Raw genomic sequence first — 23243 nt, forward strand, 5'->3', positions numbered from 1 at the left:
CCCCAGTGCCGGGTCGACTGTCCCAGCGGTCGGCGCGGAAACGGAATCGCGGTCCCTCGGACGCCCTGCAATGGCATCCGAGGGACCGCTTTGCTGCGGAAGTTCAGTGGCCCCAGATTCCCCAGAAGATCCCAGCTCCCCAGTGCACCGACTCGGTCTCCCAGCCGTCGACGGCGGATCAACGATAACCATCACGGCCGGGTTTGTCCACCTTTTGGGGGACACGGCATCCGGCGTGTCGAGCGCGAGCGTGCACCGGTCGATTGAGTCGTTTCAGTGCGCGTGAATCGGGGCGGGGCCGCCCCAGGCGGCCACGCCCCGCTCCTCTTCCCCTGCACAGGTGTCTTGGCCGAACACCTAGGGCTTGTTGTCGAAGACCTCTTTCTCCATCGCGTCGTAGCCCTCCGCCTGCGGATCGCGGTGCCGGCCGCCCGACAGCGCGTACTCCTCCTCAGGAGAGAGCACGAGGCGGTGGCGGCCGACGAGGGCGAAGATGACGAGGCCGATGACGTAGAGCACTCCGATCGCGATGATCGCGGCCGTGTATCCGGGGTTGATGAACTGGCCGATGAACGTCGCGAGTGCGATGACGCCCGCGATGGCGGCGCCCGTGATGCCGACCGGGCTGCGGTACGGGCGCGCGACGTCGGGCAGCTTCACCTTGAGCACGATGTACGACACCATCTGCAGCAGGTACGAGATTACGGCGCCCCACACCGCGATGTTGAGCACGATCGCGTTCGAGACGGCGCCGATGTCTTCGTTGGCCTTGGTGATGAGGTCGACTCCGACCAGCACGACGAAGCCGATGATCGCGCCTGTCAGGAGAGCCACCCATGGCGTCTGGCGCTTGCCTGTGAGCGACAGGAACTTGGGGTAGTAGCCCGCGCGCGACAGGGAGTACATGTTGCGTCCGTACGCGAACATGATGCCCTGCAGCGAAGCGAGGAGGCCGATCAGGGCGAACAGGGCGAGCACCGCGGCGAGCTGGGGCGGGAGGAACGCTCGGAAGCCGTCGAGCAGCGGCTCACCGCTGGCCGCGATCGCGGCCGAGCCGGTGACCGCGGGGTTCAGGAACAGCACGATGGCGCCGGTGAAGATGAGGGTCAGCAGGCCCCAGATACCGGCACGGGGGATGTCCTTCTGAGGGTTGTGCGCCTCTTCCGCTGCGAGGGGGAGCTCTTCGATCCCGAGGAAGAACCACATCGCGAACGGCAGGGCGAACAGGATGCCCATACCGCCGAACGGCAGGAACTCCGACGATCCGGCAACGGACTCGTCGGGCGCGATGTCCCACACCCGGGAGAAGTCCACCGCGCCGTTCGCGAACGCGAGCACGCCGAAGAGCACGAGGATGCCGATGGTCAGGATCGACACGACGACGGCGAAACGGAAGGAGATCGCGGCTCCCGCGGTGTTGAGGGCGATGAACACGGCGTAGAGGACGATCCACCAGACCCACTGGAGTCCCGCCTCCTTGAGGTCGAACGCCCCGCCGGTGAGGATCGAGAAGATCCCGTTCAGGTAGTCGGCGGAGAAGAGCACGATGACGCCCGTGGTGAAGACGTACTCGATGGTCTCGGCGAACCCCGTGATGAATCCGCCCCAGGGGCCCATCGCCGATCGCGCGAACGAATAGGCGCCGCCGGTGTGGGGCAGCGCCGCCGACATCTCCCCGATCGAGAAGAGCATGCCGAAGTACATGACGATGATGATCAGCGTCGCGATCAGCAGCCCGCCCCAGCCGGCGGCTCCGAGGCCGAAGTTCCAGCCCGAGAAGTCGCCCGAGACGACAGCCGCGACACCGAGGCCCCACAGGCCCCAGAATCCGGCGGCCCGGGTGAGTTGGCGTTTCTGGAAGTACTCGCTGCCGGCCTGCGTGTAGGTGACGCCGCCGACGGATCGGGAATCTGACATGACGGGCTCCTCGCTCTCGGGAAAGCGCGCGCGATTCTGCGGATGTATCGCCTCTGGGCAAGAGAATGGCGCGAAAGGTACTTCGTGTCTACCTTTAGAAGCAACTTCGTCCCGCGCGTGGCCCGATACGGTGGCATTGGAGGGGCGAAAAGGACGCGCTGCCCACCAATGGAGGACTCATGACGGCCAAGGCCCCACTCAGCGTCTCCGATCTCGACGCCGGGATCGCCGCGGGTGACATCGACACCGTCATCGTCGCGTTCGCCGACGCGCAGGGCCGGCTCGTCGGCAAGCGGGTGTCGGCGCGGCTCTTCCAGGAGGAGGTGCTGCCGCACGGCGCGGAGGCGTGCAACTACCTGCTCTCGGTCGACGTCGACATGAACACCGTCGACGGCTACGCGATGTCGAGCTGGGAGACCGGCTACGGCGACATGATGCTGCGGCCCGACGTCTCCACACTCCGGCGCATCCCGTGGCTTCCCGGATCGGCACTCGTGATGGCCGACCTCACGTGGGAGAACGGCGACCCCGTGGTGCAGTCGCCGCGCGACATCCTGAACCGCCAGCGCGAGCGGCTCGCCGGCCGAGGTCTCGTTGCCTTCTCCGGGACGGAGCTCGAGTTCATCGTCTTCGACGACACGTATCGGGAGGCCTGGGCCAAGGGCTACCGCGACCTCACTCCGTCCACCGACTACAACGTCGACTACGACCTGCTCGCCTCGGGCCGCCTCGAGCCGCTGCTGCGCGACATCCGGCTGTCGATGGACGGGGCCGGCCTCTACACCGAGGGCGTCAAGGGCGAGTGCAACCTGGGCCAGCAGGAGATCGCGTTCCGGTTCGCCGAGGTGCAGCAGACCGCCGACCAGCACGCGATCTACAAGAACGGCGCGAAGGCGATCGCCGGGCATCACGGCAAGTCGATCACGTTCATGGCCAAGTTCAACGAGCGCGAGGGCAACAGCTGCCACATCCACCTCTCGTTGCGCTCGGCGGCGGGCGACCCCGTCATGGCCGGCGACGGCGCGCACGGCTTCAGCCCGCTCATGGACCACTGGATCGCCGGCGTCCTGGCGACGCTCCGCGAGTTCACGCTGCTCTACGCGCCCAACATCAACTCGTACAAGCGGTTCGCGAAGGGCTCGTTCGCCCCGACGGGCGTCGCGTGGGGCGTCGACAACCGCACGTGCGCGCTGCGCGTGGTCGGCCACGGTTCCTCGCTCAGGGTCGAGAACCGGGTGCCGGGCGGCGACGTCAACCCGTACTTGGGCATCGCCGCCATCATCGCGGGCGGCCTGCACGGCATCGAACACGAGCTGCCGCTGCCCGACCGGCTGGAGGGCAATGCCTACACGGCCGGCGTCGACCACCTGCCGACCACGTTGCGCGAAGCGGCGCAGCTGTTCGACGAGTCGGCCATCGCCCGTGCGGCGTTCGGCGACGACATGGTCGACCACTACCTGAACCAGGCGCGCATCGAGGTCGAGGCCTACGACGCCGCCGTGACCGACTGGGAGAGGGTCCGTGGCTTCGAACGCCTTTAGGAAGCCCCTGATCGGCCTGACGACCTACCTCGAGCAGGCCAAGCAAGGCGTATGGGACGTGCGTGCGGCGTTCCTCCCGCAGGTCTACTTCGACTCGGTGACGGCGTCCGGCGGCGTGGCCGTGCTGCTGCCGCCGCAGCCGGACCCCGAGATCGCAGCCGAAGCGGTGCTCGATGGACTCGACGGACTGATCCTCACCGGCGGGCGCGACGTGCAGCCGGAACTCTACGGGGCACAGCGGCATCCGCTCACCGACGAGCCGCGCCCGGACCGCGACGCGTGGGAGCTCGCGCTGTTCCGCGGCGCGGAACAGCGTCGGCTCCCGGTGCTCGCGATCTGCCGCGGCCTCCAGCTCGTGAACGTGGCACGCGGCGGCACGCTGCATCAGCATCTGCCCGAGGCGCTCGGCACCGAGCGGTTCCGCGTCGGCGGCGGCGTCTTCGCGACGAACGACGTCATCGTCGACGAGGGGTCGCGCCTGGCGGAGCTCGTCGGTCCCGGTGAGCTCGAGGTCCATAGCTACCACCACCAGGGCATCGACCGTCTCGGCGCCGGACTGGTCGCGACCGCCCACACCGACGGGCTCGTGCAGGCGTTCGAGTCCGACGGCGAGGGCTATGTGCTCGGCGTGCAGTGGCACCCCGAGCAGAACCAGGAGGACCGCCGGCTGTTCGCAGGTCTCGTGGCCGAGGCATCCGTCTATGCATCACGAGGAGTGCCGACCGCATGAGCGTGTTCACCGTCATCAACCCGGCGACCGCGCTGCCGATCCGTGAGGTCGCCCGCGCGAGTGCGGGCGAGACGGATGCTGCGATCTCGCGCGCCGTCGTCGCGCAGCGTTCGTGGGCCTCGCTGCCGCCGGTCGCGCGCGCCGACGCGCTGCGGTCGTTCGCGCGCGTCGTCGAGGCGCACGGGGAGGAGCTGGCGCAGCTGGAGGTGCTGAACTCGGGTCACCCGATCGGCTCGGCGCGCTGGGAGGCGTCGCACGTCGCGCAGGTGCTGAACTTCTACGCCGGCGCGCCCGAGCGTCTGTCGGGACAGCAGATCCCGGTCGCGGGCGGGCTCGACGTGACGTTCCACGAGCCCTACGGCGTCGTCGGGATCATCGTGCCGTGGAATTTCCCGATGACGATCGCATCGTGGGGGTTCGCTCCGGCGCTCGCCGCGGGCAACGCCGTGGTGCTGAAGCCCGCCGAGCTGACGCCGCTCACGGCGATCCGGCTGGGGGAGCTCGCGCTTCTCGCCGGATTGCCCGAGGGGCTCTTCGAAGTGGTGACGGGGTCTGGCTCCGTGGTCGGGCAGCGGTTCGTGTCCCACCCGGACGTGCGCAAGGTCGTCTTCACCGGATCGACGTCGGTGGGGACGGATGTCGCGGCCGGCTGTGCGCGCGAGCTCAAGCCCGTCACCCTGGAGCTCGGCGGCAAGAGCGCCAACATCGTGTTCGCCGACGCCGACCTCGAGAAGGCCGCGGCATCGGCACCGGGTGCGGTGTTCGACAATGCCGGGCAGGACTGCTGCGCCCGCAGCCGCATCCTGGTCGAGCGATCGGTGTACGACAGGTTCCTCGAGCTGCTCGAGCCCGCGGTGCGGGCCTGGCGAGTCGGCGACCCCGCGGACGAGGCGACAGAGATGGGCCCGCTGATCTCGGCCTCGCATCGCTTCACCGTCGAAGGGTTCCTCGATGGTGCGGACGTCGCGTTCCGCGGGTCGGCGCCGTCCGGTGACGGCTTCTGGTTCGCGCCCACGGTGGTGCTGGCGGACCCCGCCGACCGCATCGCGCGCGAGGAGGTCTTCGGACCCGTCGTCGCGGTGCTGCCGTTCGAGGACGAGGCCGGAGCGATCCGTCTCGCGAACGACACGATCTACGGTCTCGCCGGCTCGATCTGGACGGAGAACCTCGGCCGTGCCGTGCGCGTCTCGCGGGGCGTGAAGAGCGGCGTGCTGTCGGTCAACTCGCACTCCTCCGTGCGGTACTGGACCCCGTTCGGCGGCATGAAGGCGTCGGGGCTCGGCCGCGAGCTCGGCCCCGACGCCGCCGAGCACTTCACCGAGACCAAGAACGTCTTCTTCGCGACGGACGCCTCGTGATCGGCATCCACCACCGTTGCGATGTCCGGACTTCGCGGCCTCCGGGGCGCGGAATCCTGCAAAGTCCGGATTGCGCACGGCAGAAATGGAAGGGAACAGCATGGATCTGACCCAGCGGCTCAAGGACCGGGTGGCCGTCATCACGGGCGGGGCATCCGGCATCGGCCTCGCGACCGCACGGCGGTTCGCCGCCGAGGGCGCACGCGTCGTGATCGCCGACCTCGACCCCGCGACGGGCGAGCGTGCCGCCGCCGAGGTGGACGGCCTGTTCCGGCTCGTGGACGTCGCGGACGAGGCATCCGTCAACATGCTGTTCGACTCGGTCGCGGGGGACCTCGGGCGCCTCGACATCGCCTTCAACAACGCCGGCATCTCTCCCGCCGATGACGACTCGATCGAGACGACCGAGCTGCCGGCGTGGGATCGCGTGCAGGACGTCAACCTCAAGAGCGTGTACCTGTGCTCGCGAGCGGCGCTGCGGCACATGGTGCCGGCGGGCAAGGGATCGATCATCAACACCGCCTCGTTCGTGGCGCTGCTCGGGTCGGCGACGTCGCAGATCTCGTACACCGCGTCCAAAGGGGGCGTCCTCGCCATGACCCGCGAGCTCGGCGTGCAGTTCGCGCGCCAGGGCGTGCGCGTGAACGCGCTGTGCCCGGGGCCGGTGAACACCCCGCTGCTGCAGGAGCTCTTCGCGAAGGACCCCGAGCGCGCGCAGCGCCGGCTCGTACACGTCCCGATGGGCCGCTTCGCCGAACCCGAAGAGCTCGCGGCTGCGGTCGCCTTCCTCGCGTCGGACGACGCGTCGTTCGTTACCGCGAGCACGTTCGTGGTGGACGGCGGCATCACCAACGCCTACGTCACGCCCCTGTAAGGTCTCGCCATGACCGATGCCCCGCTGCAGGAGGTGCGCAAGGCCGTCTACCGGCCGGTGCGCGAGGGCAACGCGCTCGAGGACACCGTCGCGCGGCTGGTGCAGACGATCCGGCTCGGTGTCGTCGCGCCGGGGGAGTCGCTCCCATCCGAGCGGGAGCTCGCCGTGCTCTACGCGGTGAGTCGCGACACCGTGCGCGAGGCGATCCGCGAGCTCGCGGACACCGGCTACCTCGTGCGTCGCCGGGGCCGCTACGGCGGCACGTTCGTCGCCGACCCGCTGCCGCAGCCGCCACACCCCCGCGACGTCACGACCGCCGAGCTCGAGGACGTCCTCGGGCTTCGCCGCGTGCTCGAGGCGGGCGCGGCGCGTGCGGCAGCCGGACGCACGCTCGACGCCGCCGCCCGCGACGAGCTCTGGGCGCGGTACGAGGTCGTGGCCGAGGCATCCGAATCCGACTATCGCCGGCTCGACACCCTGCTCCACCTGACGATCGCCGAGCTCGCCGCCATCCCGTCGCTCGTCGCGCTCGCCGCCGAGAACCGCGCGCGCGTGAACGAGTGGCTCGACACCTTCCCGCTGCTGCCGCGCAACATCGAGCACTCCAACGTGCAGCACGAGCGCATCGTGACCGCGATCCTCGCGGGGCGACCGGATGCTGCGGAAGCCGCGATCCTCGAACACCTGGCCGGTTCCGAGGCTCTGCTGCGCGGCTTCCTCGCCTGAGCCGCTCCCGGTCCGGGGAGAGCGGCGGCGAGCGGGCGATTACGCTGGACGGGTGGCAGGCAAGAAGCGCGCGAACAAGGCGAAGGAACCGCTCGAGTTCCGCAACACGCAGCTCGGCGACGCGCTCCAGACGCAGGACATGGCCGCGGTCGCCTTCGCGCTGCGCCACGGGCCCACCGTCGTCCCGCTGATGCGTCCCGGACACCGCGACAACCCACTCGATGTCGGCGAGGTCTGGACGTACCGCGACGCGAAGACCGGCGACGTCGCGCTGCTGCTGTTCAGCGACGCCGCACACAAGCCCGAGACGCTGCCGCCGGGAGTCGCGCTGCAATCGCCGAGTTGGCTGCGCGCCTTCCTCGGCGCGCACGAGGACGAGATCACCACCGTCTTCTTCGACATCGCCGGACCACACCCTCTGCAGGCGTCGCCCACCGACCTCATCGCCGCACTCGACGCCTGACTCCGGCGTCCCGCCTCCCGGGCCACGTTCGTGTCGACCAGATCAGGAGATCCGGCGAGAACCGGACGATCGGGCGCGAAAGTTCCTGTCTCCGCCAGGTCTCCTGATCTGGCAAGAGGGGGCGCCGGACGGATGCCTCGACCCGGCGACACTCCGGGCGAAGGGTTTGCGCGACGCGGGACCACGGGGCAGACTCGCCGGGTGGAATTCCTGCTGGTCGGAATCGTGTGCGCGGCTGGACTCGTGATCCCCATCGTGCTGGGATTCGCCGACCCGGAGCGTCGCCGGCGGCCTCGCGGTCGCTGAGCGCGTCGCCGCTGCTCAGAACTCGGGGATGTCCTCGCCGGGGCGGCCCTTCGAGCGCGCCCGCACGTCGCTGACGGCGCCGCCCAGCGACCCCGAGCGGTGGTCGATCACGTCCCGATAGCCGAGGCGGGCTCCTTCGCTGCGCCGCTGTGCGGCCTGGGTGACGGGACGCACCTCGCCCGCCAGACTCAGCTCGCCGACGACGGCGATATGCCGCGGGATCGTCCAGCCCTCGACCGCGCTGGCGACCGCGAGCGCGATGGCGAGGTCGGCCGCCGGTTCGGCGAATCTCACACCGCCGACCGTCGAGACGTAGACGTCCTGGTCGGAGGTCTTGATCCGCATCCGCTTCTCGAGCACCGCGAGCACGGTCGCGACGCGCGCGGCATCGACGCCGTTCACGATGCGCCGCGGGTTGCCCGACTTGCTGTCGATGGTGAGCGCCTGCACCTCGACCGGCAGCGCGCGGCGGCCCTCGAGCGCGATCGACACGCACGTGCCGGGCTCGGTGCTGCCGTGCCCGAGGAACAGCGCGCTGGGGTCGGGCACCTCGGCGATGCCGGCGCCGGTCATGTCGAAGCATCCGACCTCGTCCGTGGGGCCGAAGCGGTTCTTGAGCGCGCGCACGAACCGCAGCGACGTCTGCCGGTCGCCCTCGAACTGGCAGACCACGTCGACCAGGTGCTCGAGGATGCGAGGCCCCGCGATCGAGCCGTCTTTTGTCACGTGACCCACGATGATCGTCGGCAGCCCGCGGTCCTTCGCGACGCGGATGAGCGTCGCGGCGACCTCGCGCACCTGCGACGGATGCCCGGCCATGCCCTCGGACAGTGCCGACGACACCGTCTGCACCGAGTCGACGATGAGGAGGTCGGGCGTCACGTCGTCGACGTGGCCGAGGATCGTCGCCAGGTCGGTCTCGCTCGCGAGGTACAGCTCGTCGTGGAGAGCGCCGGTGCGTTCGGCGCGCAGCCGCACCTGTGCCGTCGATTCCTCGGCGCTCGCGTAGAGCACGCGGCGCCCGGCCTGCGCCGACCGTGCGGCGACCTCGAGCAGCAGCGTCGACTTGCCGACGCCCGGTTCGCCCGAGAGGAGGATGGCGGCCCCGGGCACGAGCCCGCCGCCGAGCACGCGGTCGAACTCGCCCACGCCGGAGGTGCGCCGCGGGGCGTCGGAGGTGTCGATGCGGGTGATCGGCTGCGCCGCGCGCCCCGTCCCGGGAGACACCGGCGTGACCGACCGGAGGATGCCGGTCTGTTCGGCGGCCTCGACCACGGTGCCCCACTGCTGGCACTCGCCACAGCGCCCGACCCACTTGAGCGTGGTCCAGCCGCACTCGGTGCACCGATAGGGGGCGGTCTGCGTCGGGCGTCGGGCGGCGGGCATGCGATGAGCCTACGTCCGCCCCGCGACATCGCCGGCGAGCCCCGCTGAGCCGCGCGGGACGAAAGCGAGCTGTCGCAGCATCCGTCGCCCGGATCCGTTACACGGGCGAAACGAGGGCACAATCGCGCCGACACGGGGCCGCCCCATACTTCGAATACCTGTCGTTCGACAGATATAGGTAGGAGCCCCGGGAATGACCACACTCCACGTCACCGACACCGTCGGCAACGCCCGCGCCGATGCCCGCGCGCAGACCGGCCTGACCAGCGACTTCATGCCCTACCTGCCGGCATCCTCCTCTCCCTATGTCCCCGCCGGCGTCGACCCGGCCACGCTCACGTGGGCCGAGACGGTCGCACCTGGCGGCTACACCCACCGCGTGATCGCCCGGGGCACCCACCTGCGTCTTGACGACCCGGCCGGCGACGCCAACGCGCACGTGCTGCTGTTCAATGCCGACGAGCCGTGGGAACGCCTGAACGTCGCCGACACCGTCAAGATCCCGTGGCAGGCCTACCTCGGGGCGGGGCATCCCCTGCTCTCAGGCGACGGCCGTGCGCTCGCCACGATCGTCGCCGACACCTCGGGGCGGCATGACGCACTGTTCGGAACGTCGACGGATGCTGCGAACCTGGCGCGGTTCGGCGATGCACGTCCGGAGGGCCCGGCGCCGTCAGGCCGTGCGCTGTTCCTCAAGGCGGCCGCGAAGCACGGCCTCGCCCCGCGCGACCTGCCGCCGAGCATCTCGTTCTTCCAGGGCGTGAGGGTCGGACCGGACGGTGCGATCGAGTGGCTCGGGTCAGCCGGACCCGGCACCTCGGTCACGCTCGTGGCCGAACTGCCGCTCATCGTGCTCATAGCGAACGTCATGCATCCCGCCGATCCGGCGCCCGGCTACCGCAGCGGCCCGCTGCGCGTGCACGCGTGGCGCGGCTCGCCGACGCTGCCCGGCAGCCCGCGATTCGACGCCTCGCCCGAGTCGCGCCGTGCCTACCTGAACACCCTCGACTACGCGGAGGCCCGCGCATGACCCTCGTCGCAACCCCCTTCGAAAGCGCGGTGCCCGTCGGCGCCGTCGCCGCTCCCGACTCGCTGCTGGACTGGAGTTCGAGTGCCGTCCCCGGCCGCGTCGTCGCGGACGAGCGCATCGTGTCCAACGCGTCGTGGTCGGCCGTCGTCGCCGCCGGCAATGTGCTCACCATCGTCGACGTCGGCGGCAACCAGTCAGCGGACTTCCTCGTGTACGACGCCCACGACACGGCGCACCGCTACAGCGCGCCCGACACCCTCGTCGCGCAGGGCAACGCCTACCTGCGCGAGGGGTCGGTGCTGCTCTCGAACGAGTCGCTGCCGCTCATGACCGTCGTGGTGAACGAGATCGACCGTCAGGACACCATCGGGGGAGCGTGCTCCAAGGAGTCCAACACGCTGCGCTACGGGCACCACGTCGCGTTCCAGCACGCGTGCCGCGAGAACTTCCTCACCGAGGCGGCGGTGCACGGGCTCGGCGCGCGCGACCTCGTCTCGAACATCAACTGGTTCATGAACGTCCCCGTCGAGGCCGACGGCAGCCTCGGCATCGTCGACGGCATGAGCGCCCCCGGCAAACGCGTTGCGCTGCGCGCCGAGCGCGACGTTCTCGTGATCGTGTCGAACTGCCCGCAGATGAACAACCCCTGCAACGACTTCAACCCCACGCCGCTGCGCGTGATCACGGTCGAGCCGCGCGAGGCGGCCGGCACCGAGGAGGCCTCCCGATGACCGCTCTCTCGCGCGACACCGTCCTGATCGCCAACCGCGGCGAGATCGCGCGGCGCGTCATCCGCTCGGCCCGCGACCTCGGCATGCGCACCGTCGCCGTGTACTCCGACGCCGATCGCGCCGCGCCGCACGTGCGCGAGGCCGACGAGGCGGTGCGCCTCGGCCCGGCCGCGCCCAAGGAGTCGTACCTCCGCGCCGACGCCGTGCTCGAGGCGGCGCTCAACGCCGGCGCCGGGCTCATCCACCCCGGCTACGGGTTCCTGTCCGAGAACCTCGCGTTCGCGGCGGCCGTCGAGGGGGCGGGCATCGGGTTCGTCGGGCCTTCGGCAGACCACATCGCCGCGTTCGGCGAGAAGCACACGGCCCGTGAGCTCGCGCAGCGCGCGGGGGTGCCCATGCTCCACGGCACGGGCCTGCTCGCCGACGCCGACGAGGCCGTCGCGGCCGCCGACGCGATCGGCTACCCCGTCATGGTGAAGGCCACCGGCGGTGGTGGTGGCATCGGCATGCAGGCGTGCTTCAGCGCCACCGAGGTGCGCGACGCCTTCGCCCGGGTCGCGGCGCTCGCCGCGGCGAACTTCGGGTCTACGGGCATCTTCCTCGAGCGCTTCGTGCGCCCCGCCCGTCACGTCGAGGTGCAGCTGTTCGGCGACGGCGAGGGCCGCGTCGCGGTGTTCGGCGACCGCGACTGCTCGCTCCAGCGCCGCAACCAGAAGGTCATCGAAGAGGCGCCCGCGCCCGCCCTGCCCGCCCACGTGCGCGACCTGCTGCACCGATCGGCGCGTGAGCTCGCAGCATCCGTCTCCTATCGGAGTGCCGGCACCGTCGAGTTCGTGTACGACCCGGTGCGTGAGGAGGCGTCGTTCCTCGAGGTGAACACGCGCCTGCAGGTCGAGCATCCCGTCACCGAGGAGGTGTTCGGGGTCGACCTGGTCGCGATGATGCTCACCCTCGCCCGCGACGGTGCATCGGGGCTTGCCGAAGACGTGTTCACGCGGGAATGGATGCCGCGGGGATTCGCCGTCGAAGCGCGCGTGTACGCCGAGGACCCGGGCAAGAGCTCGCTGCCCTCGACGGGTCTCGTGACGCGTGCCGCGTTCCCCGGCCAGGGTGCGGAGGCGATCGCCGGGGTGCGGATCGACGGCTGGGTCGAGGACGGCACCGAGGTCACGGCGTCTTACGACCCCATGCTCGCGAAGGTGATCGCGCACGCCGGCGACCGGCCCGCGGCGCTCGAGCTGCTCGGCCATGCGCTCGACGCCAGCCGCGTCGACGGCATCGTCACGAACCTCGGGATGCTGCGCGCGCTCGCCGAGACACCCGCGCTTGTCGACGCGACCCACAGCACCTCCACCCTCGACGTCACCGAGGATCCCGATCCGCGCATCGACGTCATCGCGCCCGGTGCGATGACCACCGTGCAGGACCTTCCCGGTCGCGTCGGGTACTGGCAGATCGGCGTACCGCCGAGCGGCCCGTTCGACCGCGTGTCGTTCTCCGAGGCGAACCTCGCCGTCGGCAACCCCGAAGGCGCACCCGCGCTCGAGATCACGCTCACCGGGCCGACCCTGCGGTTCTCGCACGCCGCGGTCGTCGCCGTCACCGGCGCTCCCGCCGCGGTCACGGTCGACGGCGAGCGCGTGCCGCTGTGGGAGCCGGTGCGTGTGCCTGCCGGTGCGACGCTGGCGATCGGGCCCGCGAGCGGCCCGGGGCTTCGGACCTATGTCGCCCTGCGCGGCGGTCTCGACGTGCCGGCCTACCTCGGCAGCGCGTCGACCTTCACGCTCGGCGGCTTCGGTGGCCACGGCGGCCGGGCGCTCCTGGCCGGCGACGTGCTGCGCCTGGGCGGCGTCGAGGCGCCGGTGGTCGACGCCGAGCTCGGCGACGAGACCCCGGCCGACCGCCGCCCGGCGCTCACCGACGCGTGGACCATCGGTGTGACCGAGGGTCCGCACGCCGCGCCCGAGTTCTTCACCCGCGACGACCTCGATGCGTTCTACGCCACCGACTACGAGGTGCACCTGAACTCGGCGCGCACCGGCGTGCGGCTCATCGGGCCGAAGCCGCGCTGGGCCCGGCCCGACGGGGGAGAGGCGGGGCTGCATCCGTCGAACATCCACGACACCCCGTATGCCGTGGGCGCGATCGACTTCACCGGTGACACCCCGATCATCCTCGGGCCCGACGGCCCGTCGCTGGGCGGATTCGTGTGCCCGGCCGTGGTGGCGAGCGGCGAGCTCTGGAAGGTGGGACAGTTGCGCCCCGGCGACCGCGTGCGGTTCGTGCCGGTCCTCGAGGCCGAGGCGCCGTCGCTCATCACGCGGCGCGCCGCCCCGACGCTCCTCACTGCGGGCGGCGACGGCGATGACGGCGTATACGCGCGCCGCGCGGAGACCGAGACGGGTCCGAGCGTCACCTATCGCCGCGACGGCGATGACGGCGTATACGCGCGCCGCGCGGAGACCGAGACGGGTCCGAGCGTCACCTATCGCCGCGACGGCGACTCCAACGTGCTCGTGGAGTACGGCCCGATGCAGCTCGACCTCGCGCTGCGCATGCGCATCCACGCTCTGCAGGAGACGCTGGCCGCGCACGCCCCGAAGGGCATCGTCGACGTCACCCCCGGCATCCGTTCCCTCCAGGTCCACACCGACCCGGACGTCCTGCCCGCGTCCAAGATGGCGGCGCTCCTGCAGGAGCTGGAGGCCGAGGTGCCGCCCACGAGCGAGCTCGTCGTGCCCTCGCGCACGGTGCGCCTGCCACTCAGCTGGGACGATCCCGCGACGCGGCTGGCGATCGAGCGGTACATGAACGGCGTCCGCAACGACGCCCCGTGGACCCCGTGGAACATCGAGTTCATCCGCCGCATCAACGGCCTCGACTCGGTCGACGACGTGTTCCGCACCGTGTTCGACGCGAGCTATCTCGTGCTGGGACTCGGCGACGTGTACCTCGGCGCCCCGGTGGCGACCCCCCTCGACCCGCGCCACCGGCTCGTCACGACCAAGTACAACCCCGCCCGCACCTGGACCGCCGAGAACTCCGTCGGCATCGGCGGCGCGTACATGTGCATCTACGGCATGGAGGGCCCGGGCGGCTACCAGTTCGTCGGCCGCACCGTGCAGATCTGGAACCGCTTCCGCCGCGGCGGGCTGTTCCAGGAGAACCCGTGGGCGCTGCGCTTCTTCGACCGCATCGAGTGGTACCCGGTCTCGGCCGAGGAGCTGCTCGAGCTGCGCGCCGAGACCGACGCCGGCCGCGGCGAGTACGAGACCGTCGACGGCACCTTCTCGATCGCCGAGTACTCGCGGTTCCTCGACGACAACGCCGCCTCGATCTCGCAGTTCCGCGATCGCCAGAGCGCGGCGTTCGCCGAGGAGCGGGAGCGCTGGCGCCTCGCGGGCGAGTTCGAGCGCTCGGACGAGCCGCCCGCACCGCCGGCTCCCGCCGAGATCACGATCCCCGACGGTGCCGAGCCGGTGTACGCGCCGTTCGCCTCGACGGTGTGGCAGCTGTCGGTCGACGTCGGCAGTGCGGTCGCCGCGGGCGATCCGATCCTGTCGGTCGAGGCCATGAAGATGGAGTCCAAGGTCGTCGCTCCGCGCGCGGGCCGAGTGCTCGAGCTGTACGCCTCACCCGGAGAGCAGGTCGTCCCGGGTCAGATCCTCGCCGCGATCGGAGCACACGCATGACCCGCCGCCAGCCGACCGCCCGCGCCGCCGTCGAGCGCTCCCTCGCCCGGATCGCCGAGGTCGACCGACCCGAGATCTGGATCTCGCTGCGGCCCGCGGCCGATCTGGTCGCGGAAGCCGCCGACGTCGACGCGCGCGTCGCGGCCGGTGACGACCTGCCGCTGGCCGGCCTCACCGTCGCGGTCAAGGACAACATCGACGTCGCCGGACTCCAGACGACGGCGGGAGCGGCATCCTTCGCCTACGAACCCGTCGTCGACGCGACCGCGGTCGCCCGCCTCCGCGCCGCGGGTGCGATCGTGGTCGGCAAGGCGAACCTGGACCAGTTCGCGACGGGACTCGTCGGCACGCGCTCACCGTTCGGAGCCGTGCGCAACGCATGGGATCCGACGCGCATCTCCGGCGGCTCGTCGTCGGGCTCGGGCGTCGCGGTAGCCCTCGGCATCGTCGACCTCGCGCTCGGCACCGACACCGCCGGCTCGGGCCGCGTCCCGGCGGCGCTCAACGGCATCGTCGGCGTCAAGCCGACCAAGGGGCTGGTGCCCACGACCGGCGTCGTGCCCGCGTGCCGCACGCAGGACGTGGTGACGGTGTTCGCCCGCGACCTCGACCTCGCGAGGTCGGCGGTCGAGATGATGACCGGTGTCGACGGGCGGGATCCGCTGGCGAGGACGGATGCTGCGCACGCGGCGCTGCCCGCGCGCGCACGGCTCGCCGTGCCCCTGCCGACCCAGCTCGAGGGCCTCGCGGACGGCTGGCGTGAAGCCTTCGTCGCCGCCACGGAGGTGGCGCGGTCCGCGGGGTTCGAGGTCGTCGAGCGCGACATCTCGGCGCTGCTGGATGCGGCGCGGCTGCTGTACGACGGCGCGTTCGTCGCCGAGCGGTACAGCGCCGTCGGCGCGCACATCGCGGCTCACCGCGAGCTGATCGGCGCGGACCTCGACGAGACGGTCGCGGGCATCATCCTCGCCGGCGCGGCGCCGGCGGCGCACGAGCTGTTCGACGACTTCGAGCGGCTCGACGCGCTGCGCCTGCGCGGGGCAGAGGCGCTCGACGGCTGCGTCGCGCTGCTCACCCCGACGACGACCTGGCACCCGACGCTCGCCGAGGTCGCGGCTGATCCGGTGGGCGCGAACTCGCGCATGGGGCGCTTCACGAACTTCGCGAACCTGCTCGACATGGCCTCGCTCGCGGTCCCCGCCGGCGTCGTCGACGGCCTGTCGTTCGGCATCATGCTGACCGGACCCGCATTCACCGATCGCGTGCTCGCGCAGATCGCGCAGCGCATCGCGGCGGCGCCGCGGCGCCTGTTCGTGGTGGGCGCGCACCTCAGCGGCCAGCCGCTCAACAGTCAGCTCGTCGCCGCCGGCGGCCGCCTGATCGGCGCAGCGTCCACCGCCGCCGAGTACGCGTTCCACGCGCTGGCCACCACGCCCGCGAAGCCCGGCCTCGTGCACATCGGCGCGGGCGGCACGTCGATCGTGGGCGAGGTGTGGGACCTTCCCGCGGCCGGATTCGCGGCGGTGGTGGATGCCGTGCCCCTGCCGCTCGCGATCGGCTCGGTGCTGCTCCACGACGGCACGAGGGTCGCCGGCTTCCTCGCCACGCCCGCTGCGCTCGAGGGTGCCACCGATATCTCGGCACTCGGCGGCTGGCGCGCCCACCTCGCCAGGGCGTGATCCGCTCGACGGGCATCCTCGCGCGATCGTGCGAGGATGCCGGTATGAGCACGACGCCCCGAGCCCGCGTGGGCCGGCCCCGGGCCACCGCCGGCTCCACCCAACTGGCACCTCGCGACGAGATCCTCGATGCCGCCGCCGCGCTGTTCGTCGAGAACGGGTTCGCCGCCACCACGACCCGTGCGATCGCCGAGAGGATAGGCATCCGTCAGGCGTCCCTCTACTATCACTTCGCCGGCAAGGACGACATCCTCGTCGAACTGCTCGAGCGCACCGTGCGTCCCAGCGTCGAGTTCGCGAAGACGCTGCGCGAGGATCCGTCGCTCGCCTCCGCTGCCGCGCTGCACACGCTGGCCGTCCGCGACGTCGAGACTCTGGCCGCCGCACCGCACAACATCGGCACGCTCTATCTGCTGCCCGAGGCGAACCGCGACCGTTTCGACGGCTTCCGTGCGTCGCGGCGCGAGCTGCGTGACGCCTACGGCGCATTCGCGATGGATGCGGCGACCGACGCGCTTCGCGCCACCTGGACGCTCGCCGAACTGGGCGCCGCGATCATTCATCTCGTCGAGATCGTGATCCCGCTGCGTCGCGACGGCGAGATGATCGACGCCGTCCGCATCGCCGACGCCTGCCTGCGGCTGTGCGGCCTCGACGACGCCGCGATCGCCGCCGCCACCGGTCGCTGAGCCCGTTCCGAGGGCTCTGCGGCGCGCGTCCGACCGCGGCCGGAACACTGTTACACGCCTGAAACGGGGCGGCAATCGGTGTGGAATCGCGGGCCTTCACACTCGATGCAAACGATAACTATCGATTGACAGGTATCGGGCTCCATCGCCTGTCCGGCCGTATCAGCACGCCACCTCCGAAAGGGCCCGCCATGGCATTGACCGCTCGCCGATCCTCGCTGCACGACTCCGGTGCCGACACCGACCACGGTTACACGCAGGAGCTCCACCGCGGGGTGGGCTCGTTCTCGTCTTTCGCTGCCGGCTTCTCGTTCGTCTCGATCCTCACGACCGTCTTCCAGCTCTTCGCGCTCGGCTTCGGGCTCGGGGGGGCCGCCTTCTTCTGGACCTGGCCCGCCGTGTTCCTCGGTCAGCTGATGGTCGCCCTCAACTTCGCTCAGCTCTCGGCGCGGTGGCCGATCTCGGGTGCGATCTTCCACTGGTCCAGCCGCCTGGCCGGCACCGTCTTCGGCTGGATGGCGGGCTGGACGATGGTGATCGGCCAGATCATCACCGTCGCCGTCGCGGCGATCGCCGTGCAGGCGGTGCTCCCGGCGATCTGGGACGGCTTCCAGATCGTCGGCGGCCCGGGCGCCGATCCATCGATCGCGTCTCCGACCGGTGCAGCGAACGCCATCGTGCTCGGCCTCATCATGCTCACCGCGACCACCACGGTGAACATCCTCAGCGTGCGGCTCATGGCGCGGATCACGTCGTTCGGTGTCGTCGTCGAGATCATCGGCGCGATCGTGCTCATCGCGATCCTGTTCCTGCTGCCGCAGCGCGACCCGTCGATCCTCCTCACCACCGAGGGGCGCGTCGGCACCGAGCCGTACCTGTTCGCGTGGCTCGCGTCGTCGCTCATGGCCGCGTACGTGCTGGTCGGCTTCGACTCGGCGAGCGAGCTGGCCGAAGAGACCCACAATCCGCGCCGCACCACGCCCCGGACGATCCTGCGCGCGCTGGTGTTCTCGGGCCTCGGCGGCGCGCTGCTCATCGTCGGCGCACTGCTCGCCGCTCCCAGCCTCACCGACGGCAACCTCGCGACCTACGGACTCTCGTACGTCATCACCGCCGTCCTCGGCGACACGGGCGGACGCCTCATGCTGTGCACCGTCGCGGTCGCGGTGTTCGCGTGCACCCTCGCCGTGCAGACCGCCGGAGCGCGCATGATGTTCTCGATGTCGCGCGAGCGCGCCCTGCCGTTCCACCGCGCGATCGGTCGGGTCTCGCCGCGCACCGGCACGCCGATCACGGCATCGGTGGTGGTGGGGGTGGGCGCCGCCATCGCGCTCGCCGTGAACTTCGGCCAGCCCGCGCTGTTCACGGCGCTCTCGAGCATCGGAATCGCGATGATCTACATCGCGTATCTCGGCGTGACCGCACCGCTGCTGGTCGCCCGCATCCGTCAGCGCCGTACCGGAGGTCTGCCCTCGGGCGTCGACGAGGACGGCAAGCCGTTGTTCACCCTCGACCGCTGGGGTGTCGTGGTGAACGCCGTCGCCGTCGCGTTCCAGATCGCGATGATCGTGAACCTCGTGTGGCCGCGGCCCGAGATCTACGACCTCGAGGGCGACTCGCCGCTGCTGCAGTGGAGCGCGCTCATCACGATCGGCCTCAGCCTCGCGATCGGTGGCGCTTACCTCTGGTGGCGCCGGCGCGCACACGGCCCGATCGTGCTCGCGCCGATCCCCATCACGGCGCATGCTCGGGCCACCACCGCCCGCGCCGAGAGCCACGGAGTCTCGTGACCGAGCCGTCGGACGTGTGGCCGCTCCTGTTCGTGATCCTGTCACTGGGGGCAGCCGTCATGGCCAGTCTCCTCGCGACGGCTCGCGGGCGGACATCGGACTCCTCACGGGAGCACGGTTCCGCCCGCGGGCGGCGGTCGCCCTCCGCGACCGAGTGAGAGCTCAGCCGCGCAGCGAGTCTGCCACCTGCTTCAGTGCGTCGGCGGAGGCGTGGAACAGTTCGAGCTCCTGGTGGTCGAACTGCGTCTCACGGATCGGCACGGCACCGGCCGCGCTCACGACGGAGGGCACCGACAGCGCCACGCCGTCGACGCCGTGGAAGTCGCGCAGCACCGGCGAGACCGGCATGACCGCGCGCTCGTCGTTCAGGATCGCCTCGATGATGCGCGCGCTCGACAGGCCGATCGCGTAGTTCGTCGCCCCCTTGCCCTGGATCACCTTGTAGGCGGCGTCGCGCACGTCGATGGCGATCTGGTCGAGCTCTTCGACGGACATGCGGTCGCCCGCGGGCGTGACCCACTCGAGGATCGGGACGGTGCCGATCGTCGCCTTCGACCACAGCGGGAACTCGGTGTCGCCGTGCTCGCCGACGATGTAGGCGTGCACGCTCGAAGTCGAGACTCCCGCGCGCTCGGCGAGCTTCCACCGCAGACGCGACGTGTCGAGCACGGTGCCCGACGCGAAGATGCGCTCGGGCGGCAGACCGGTCTCCTCCTGCGCGAGGACCGTGAGCACGTCGCAGGGGTTCGTGACGATGACGTAGACGGCGTCGGGCGCGACGCTCAAGAGCTGCGGCATCATCGTCTTCATGATCCCGGCGTTCACGCCGGCGAGCTCGATGCGCGTCTGGCCCGGGTTCTGCTTGGCGCCCGCTGTGATCACGACGACGTGCGAGCCCTCGACCACCGACAGATCGCTGCCGCCGATGATGTCGCTCGTGCCCGTGAACTGCGTGCCGTGTGCGAGGTCGAGCACCTCGGCCTCGACCTTCTGCGTGGCGATGTCGTAGAGGGCGACGTGGCGGGCGGAACCGCGGATGAGCGCGGCATATGCGGCGCTCGAGCCGACGCTGCCGGCTCCGACGATGGTGACTTTCGAGTTCTCGATGACGGCCATGCGGCCAGTCTTGCAGTGTGCCAGTGCCTCAGGCCAGCGTGGATCGCCGGGTCTATGCCTCGTCGGGTGAGCGCTCGGGATTGCGGATCCCGAAGAACGATGTGATCCCGCCGGCGATCATGAGCACCGCCGTGACGATGGCCGACCGGTGGAAGCCGTCGAGGTCGAGCGCGCCGCCGACGATGGTGGCGAGCAGGGCGATGGCGATGAGCCCCGCGACGCGCGCGACCGCGTTGTTCACCGCAGAGGCGATGCCCGAGCGTTCGGGCTCGATCGCGCCGAGGATCGCCGAGGTGAGCGGTGCGACCGTGAGCGCGAGGCCCGCTCCCATCACGATCATGCTCGGCAGCACCTGCCACCAGTACGAGAAGTCCGTGCCGACGGTGAGCAGGAGCAGCGCGCCGATCCCCATCGTGATCGGGCCGACGGTCATGAAGAACCGCGGACCCCACCTCCCGCTGAGCGCCCCGACCCGCGAGCTGAAGAGGATCATCAGGATCGTCATGGGAAGGCTCGCCAGCCCCGCGAGAGTGGCGGAGAGGCCGGCGCCCTCCTGCAGGTACACCACCACGACGAGTCCGTTCAGCGCCAGCGCCCCATAGATGAACGTGGTCGCGACGTTGCCGGTCCAGAAGTTGCGCACGCGGAACAGGTCGAGCGGGAGGATCGGATGCCGCACCGTGCGCTGGCGCAGCACGAACGCGAGGAACAGCACCGCGCCGAGGACGAGCGGCACCCAGATCGCGGGGGACCCCCAGCCCCGGTCGGGCTGCTCGATGAGGGCGTAGACCATGCCGCCGAGACCGAAGGTGCACAGGGCCGCGCCGATCCAGTCGATGGACGAATCGGGATGCCGGGTGTCGTGGAAGCCGCCGCGCGCCAGCATCATGAGCGTGACGCCGATCGGCACGACATTGATGAGGAACGCCCAGCGCCACGACACGAAGTCGACCAGGATGCCGCCGATCAGCGGGCCGACGATCATCGCCGAGGTCGTCATCGCCGTCCAGATGCCGATGGCACGGCTCTGGGCGGAGCCTGTGAAGTTCGATGTGATCAGCGCCAGCGAGCTCGGCACGAGGAACGCACCGGCCGCCCCCTGAAACCCGCGCGCGACGATGAGGAACTCCGCCGTCGGGGCGGCGGCGATCGCCAGGGAGGCGACTCCGAATCCGATGAGCCCGATCCGCAGCACCAGCACGCGCCCGTACGCGTCGCTCACCGATCCTGCGACGAGGATGAGCGCGCCGAGCGTGATGAGGTAGGCGTCGACCACCCACTGCTGCGTGGTGATGCCGCCACCGAGCTCGTCGCTGATCGCCGGCAGGGCGACATTCACGATCGTGCCGTCGAGGAAGGCCACGAACGACGCGAGCACCGCGATCCAGAGCACGTACCTCTGAGTTGTGGCCATGCGGCCCGTGACGGATGCCGGCGCCTGGGTGTGGTGCTCGTCGGTCACGGTCCCCACGTTAGACCCGCGCGGTCACCCCGAGGCCGCCGCATCCGTTCTCGACAGGTCGACCGGCCCTCTGCAGACGACTTTCGGGAGACCCGGCCCTGTGCGAGCCCGGCTGACATGTCGGAGCGGATCGCCCGTCCGCGGCCCTCGGGCGCCAGCGCGGCCACTAACCTGACGGTGCGGCCGGTCCGGTCGTCGGACACGGGAGATGCCGATGGACTTCGGAATCCACATCGCTGACTTCACCTGGCGCAGCGGCGCCGCTCAGCTCGGCCCGGCGCTCGCCCGGCATGTGCGCAATGCCGAGGACGCCGGGATCCGTCGCATCACGGTCATGGACCACTTCTGGCAGCTGCCCGGTCTCGGTCCGGTGGAGCACGAGATGCTCGAGGCCTACGCGACGCTCGGGTTCATCGCGGCGCACACCGAGAAGGCGATGCTGCATGCGCTGGTCACCGGTGTGATCTACCGGCATCCGTCGCTGCTGGCCAAGCAGGTCACGACGCTCGACGTGCTGTCAGGCGGTCGCGTGGGCCTCGGCATCGGCGCCGCGTGGAACGAGGAGGAGTGCCGCGGGCTCGGCCTGCCGTTCCCGCCCGTGGCGCAGCGCTTCCGCGAGCTCGAGGAGACGCTGCAGATCTGCCTGCAGATGTGGTCGGACTCGGAGGAGCCCTACGACGGCGCCATCTGGCAGCTCGAGCGCACGCTGAACTCGCCGCAGAGCATCAGCCGGCCGCATCCGTATCTGATGATCGGCGGCGGGGGCGAGAAGAAGACCCTGCGGCTCGTGGCCCAGTACGCGGATGCCTGCAACCTGGGCGTGCGCGACGAGCTGCCGACGCACAAGCTCGACGTGCTCCGCGGACACTGCGACGCCGTCGGACGCGACTACGACGACATCGAGAAGACCGCGATGGTTGCGATCACGCCGGAGTCGACCGCGGCGGATCTCGCGGGTATCGCCGAGTCGTTGGCGGGCGTCGGGTTCACCGCGACCTACGTGTTCGCGGTCGGGATCGACGAGCCGGAGCGCGTGGTGGACGTCATCCGCGGCGCGATCGAGCTGGGCTGAGGCCGCGCGAAGGCTCGATTCGCAGCATCCGCCGACGTGTCGTAAGCTTGTCGGCGGTGACGTGTCCGAGCGGCCGAAGGTGCAACTCTCGAAAAGTTGTGTAGGGTAACCCCCTACCGTGGGTTCAAATCCCACCGTCACCGCCATCTTCACCAGATCAGCCCTGCCTCGTGCAGGGCTGATCTGCGTTCGGGGCAGATTCGATCGCGACGTGATCGGGACGTTCCGCCGAGCCTCCGCGCCGGCCACGCAGTCGCGCAGGGCGTCGATTTGGACGAAAGCGCCATCGCGGGGTAGAGTCTTCTTGTTCGCCCCAAAGGGTAGAGCGAAAGGCCTCAGGGTCTGGCTCCCCTCAAGTAGCGAACCACCCCATCACCTCCAAGACGCTCCGCGTGCTGGACGATGGGTCTTTCACTCGAAGCGCCCGGTCGGTCTGACGGATGGCTTCGGTGGGATAAGATAGTGAAGTTGCCCTGCGGTGATGGCTGTGAAGCCGGATCGTTGGTGCGTCCGATCTTTGAGAACTCAACAGCGTGCACTTGTCAAATGCCAATTTTTTTCTCTGTCGACCATTTTTTGGTTGGTGGGGGTCTTTTTTGGATCAATTCATGGATGTCAGTTTGATATTCGTTTTTGGTCATGGTTGAACTCGCTGCCTTTTACCGTTTTTCCCGGTGGGGG

At 70.3% G+C, this 23243-nt stretch carries 17 protein-coding genes and 1 tRNA gene; 14 read left to right on the forward strand and 4 right to left on the reverse strand.

Annotated elements, in window-relative coordinates; translation table 11 throughout:
- Positions 1 to 357: 357 nt before the first annotated feature.
- The gene (locus RS82_RS01555) at positions 358 to 1917 is read right to left on the reverse strand and encodes an amino acid permease (protein WP_045296452.1); all 1560 of its coding nucleotides are present in this window, start codon (positions 1915 to 1917) and stop codon (positions 358 to 360) included.
- Positions 1918 to 2096: 179 nt separating this feature from the next.
- Here RS82_RS01555 and RS82_RS01560 point away from each other — a divergent pair, with 179 nt between their 5' ends.
- From RS82_RS01560 to RS82_RS01585, 6 genes are all read left to right on the forward strand, one after another.
- Entirely contained in the window at positions 2097 to 3458 is a 1362-nt protein-coding gene (locus RS82_RS01560) for a glutamine synthetase family protein (RefSeq protein ID WP_045296453.1), read from the forward strand.
- Positions 3439 to 4188, forward strand: coding sequence for a gamma-glutamyl-gamma-aminobutyrate hydrolase family protein (locus RS82_RS01565; protein ID WP_045296455.1), 750 nt, complete (start codon positions 3439 to 3441; stop codon positions 4186 to 4188). Before RS82_RS01560 ends, RS82_RS01565 begins: the two co-directional genes overlap by 20 nt.
- Positions 4185 to 5546, forward strand: a complete 1362-nt coding sequence (locus RS82_RS01570) for an aldehyde dehydrogenase family protein (RefSeq protein WP_045296456.1) — start codon at positions 4185 to 4187, stop codon at positions 5544 to 5546. The genes RS82_RS01565 and RS82_RS01570 overlap by 4 nt, the downstream gene beginning before the upstream one ends.
- A 100-nt stretch (positions 5547 to 5646) precedes the next feature.
- On the forward strand, positions 5647 to 6420 hold the full coding sequence (locus tag RS82_RS01575) for a 3-oxoacyl-ACP reductase (protein WP_045296458.1): 774 nt from the start codon (positions 5647 to 5649) through the stop codon (positions 6418 to 6420).
- Positions 6421 to 6429: 9 nt separating this feature from the next.
- The gene (locus RS82_RS01580) at positions 6430 to 7146 is read left to right on the forward strand and encodes a FadR/GntR family transcriptional regulator (protein ID WP_045296459.1); all 717 of its coding nucleotides are present in this window, start codon (positions 6430 to 6432) and stop codon (positions 7144 to 7146) included.
- A gap of 52 nt (positions 7147 to 7198) precedes the next feature.
- Positions 7199 to 7609, forward strand: coding sequence for a hypothetical protein (locus RS82_RS01585; protein ID WP_045296460.1), 411 nt, complete (start codon positions 7199 to 7201; stop codon positions 7607 to 7609).
- Positions 7610 to 7930: 321 nt separating this feature from the next.
- Here the strand turns inward: RS82_RS01585 and radA are convergent, their stop codons facing one another.
- Entirely contained in the window at positions 7931 to 9301 is a 1371-nt protein-coding gene (radA, locus tag RS82_RS01590; protein WP_045296462.1) for a DNA repair protein RadA, read from the reverse strand.
- Between the two features lie 193 nt (positions 9302 to 9494).
- On the opposite strand from radA, the gene RS82_RS01595 reads away from it, so the two are divergent.
- The 6 genes from RS82_RS01595 to RS82_RS01620 all read left to right on the forward strand — a co-directional run bounded on the left by RS82_RS01595 (position 9495) and on the right by RS82_RS01620 (position 18912).
- Entirely contained in the window at positions 9495 to 10331 is an 837-nt protein-coding gene (locus RS82_RS01595) for an urea amidolyase associated protein UAAP1 (protein WP_045296463.1), read from the forward strand.
- Positions 10328 to 11062, forward strand: a complete 735-nt coding sequence (locus tag RS82_RS01600; protein WP_045296464.1) for an urea amidolyase associated protein UAAP2 — start codon at positions 10328 to 10330, stop codon at positions 11060 to 11062. Before RS82_RS01595 ends, RS82_RS01600 begins: the two co-directional genes overlap by 4 nt.
- The gene (uca, locus tag RS82_RS01605; RefSeq protein ID WP_045296466.1) at positions 11059 to 14754 is read left to right on the forward strand and encodes an urea carboxylase; all 3696 of its coding nucleotides are present in this window, start codon (positions 11059 to 11061) and stop codon (positions 14752 to 14754) included. The genes RS82_RS01600 and uca overlap by 4 nt, the downstream gene beginning before the upstream one ends.
- A complete protein-coding gene (locus RS82_RS01610) occupies positions 14751 to 16433 on the forward strand; it encodes an allophanate hydrolase (protein WP_045296468.1) in 1683 nt (560 codons plus the stop codon). The genes uca and RS82_RS01610 overlap by 4 nt, the downstream gene beginning before the upstream one ends.
- 44 nt (positions 16434 to 16477) lie before the next feature.
- Complete coding sequence (locus RS82_RS01615) at positions 16478 to 17122, forward strand: TetR/AcrR family transcriptional regulator (RefSeq protein ID WP_045296469.1); 645 nt, start codon at positions 16478 to 16480, stop codon at positions 17120 to 17122.
- Positions 17123 to 17313: 191 nt separating this feature from the next.
- Positions 17314 to 18912 carry an APC family permease gene (locus RS82_RS01620; RefSeq protein WP_045296470.1) on the forward strand — a complete coding sequence of 533 codons (1599 nt, stop codon included), beginning with the start codon at positions 17314 to 17316 and terminating at the stop codon, positions 18910 to 18912.
- A gap of 162 nt (positions 18913 to 19074) precedes the next feature.
- On the opposite strand, the gene RS82_RS01625 is transcribed toward RS82_RS01620, so the two are convergent.
- Together RS82_RS01625 and RS82_RS01630 are read right to left on the reverse strand one after the other, a co-directional pair.
- Positions 19075 to 20028 carry an L-lactate dehydrogenase gene (locus RS82_RS01625; RefSeq protein WP_045296471.1) on the reverse strand — a complete coding sequence of 318 codons (954 nt, stop codon included), beginning with the start codon at positions 20026 to 20028 and terminating at the stop codon, positions 19075 to 19077.
- A 52-nt stretch (positions 20029 to 20080) separates the two neighbouring features.
- Entirely contained in the window at positions 20081 to 21442 is a 1362-nt protein-coding gene (locus tag RS82_RS01630) for an MFS transporter (RefSeq protein ID WP_045296478.1), read from the reverse strand.
- Between the two features lie 262 nt (positions 21443 to 21704).
- Between RS82_RS01630 and RS82_RS01635 the strand changes: the two genes are divergently transcribed.
- Positions 21705 to 22562 (forward strand): LLM class F420-dependent oxidoreductase, encoded by an 858-nt coding sequence (locus tag RS82_RS01635; RefSeq protein WP_045296472.1) that lies wholly within the window; start codon positions 21705 to 21707, stop codon positions 22560 to 22562.
- A gap of 55 nt (positions 22563 to 22617) precedes the next feature.
- A tRNA-Ser gene (locus tag RS82_RS01640) sits at positions 22618 to 22708 on the forward strand.
- Positions 22709 to 23243: the final 535 nt, after the last annotated feature.

Source organism: Microbacterium trichothecenolyticum (assembly GCF_000956465.1).
GTDB lineage: Bacteria > Actinomycetota > Actinomycetes > Actinomycetales > Microbacteriaceae > Microbacterium > Microbacterium trichothecenolyticum.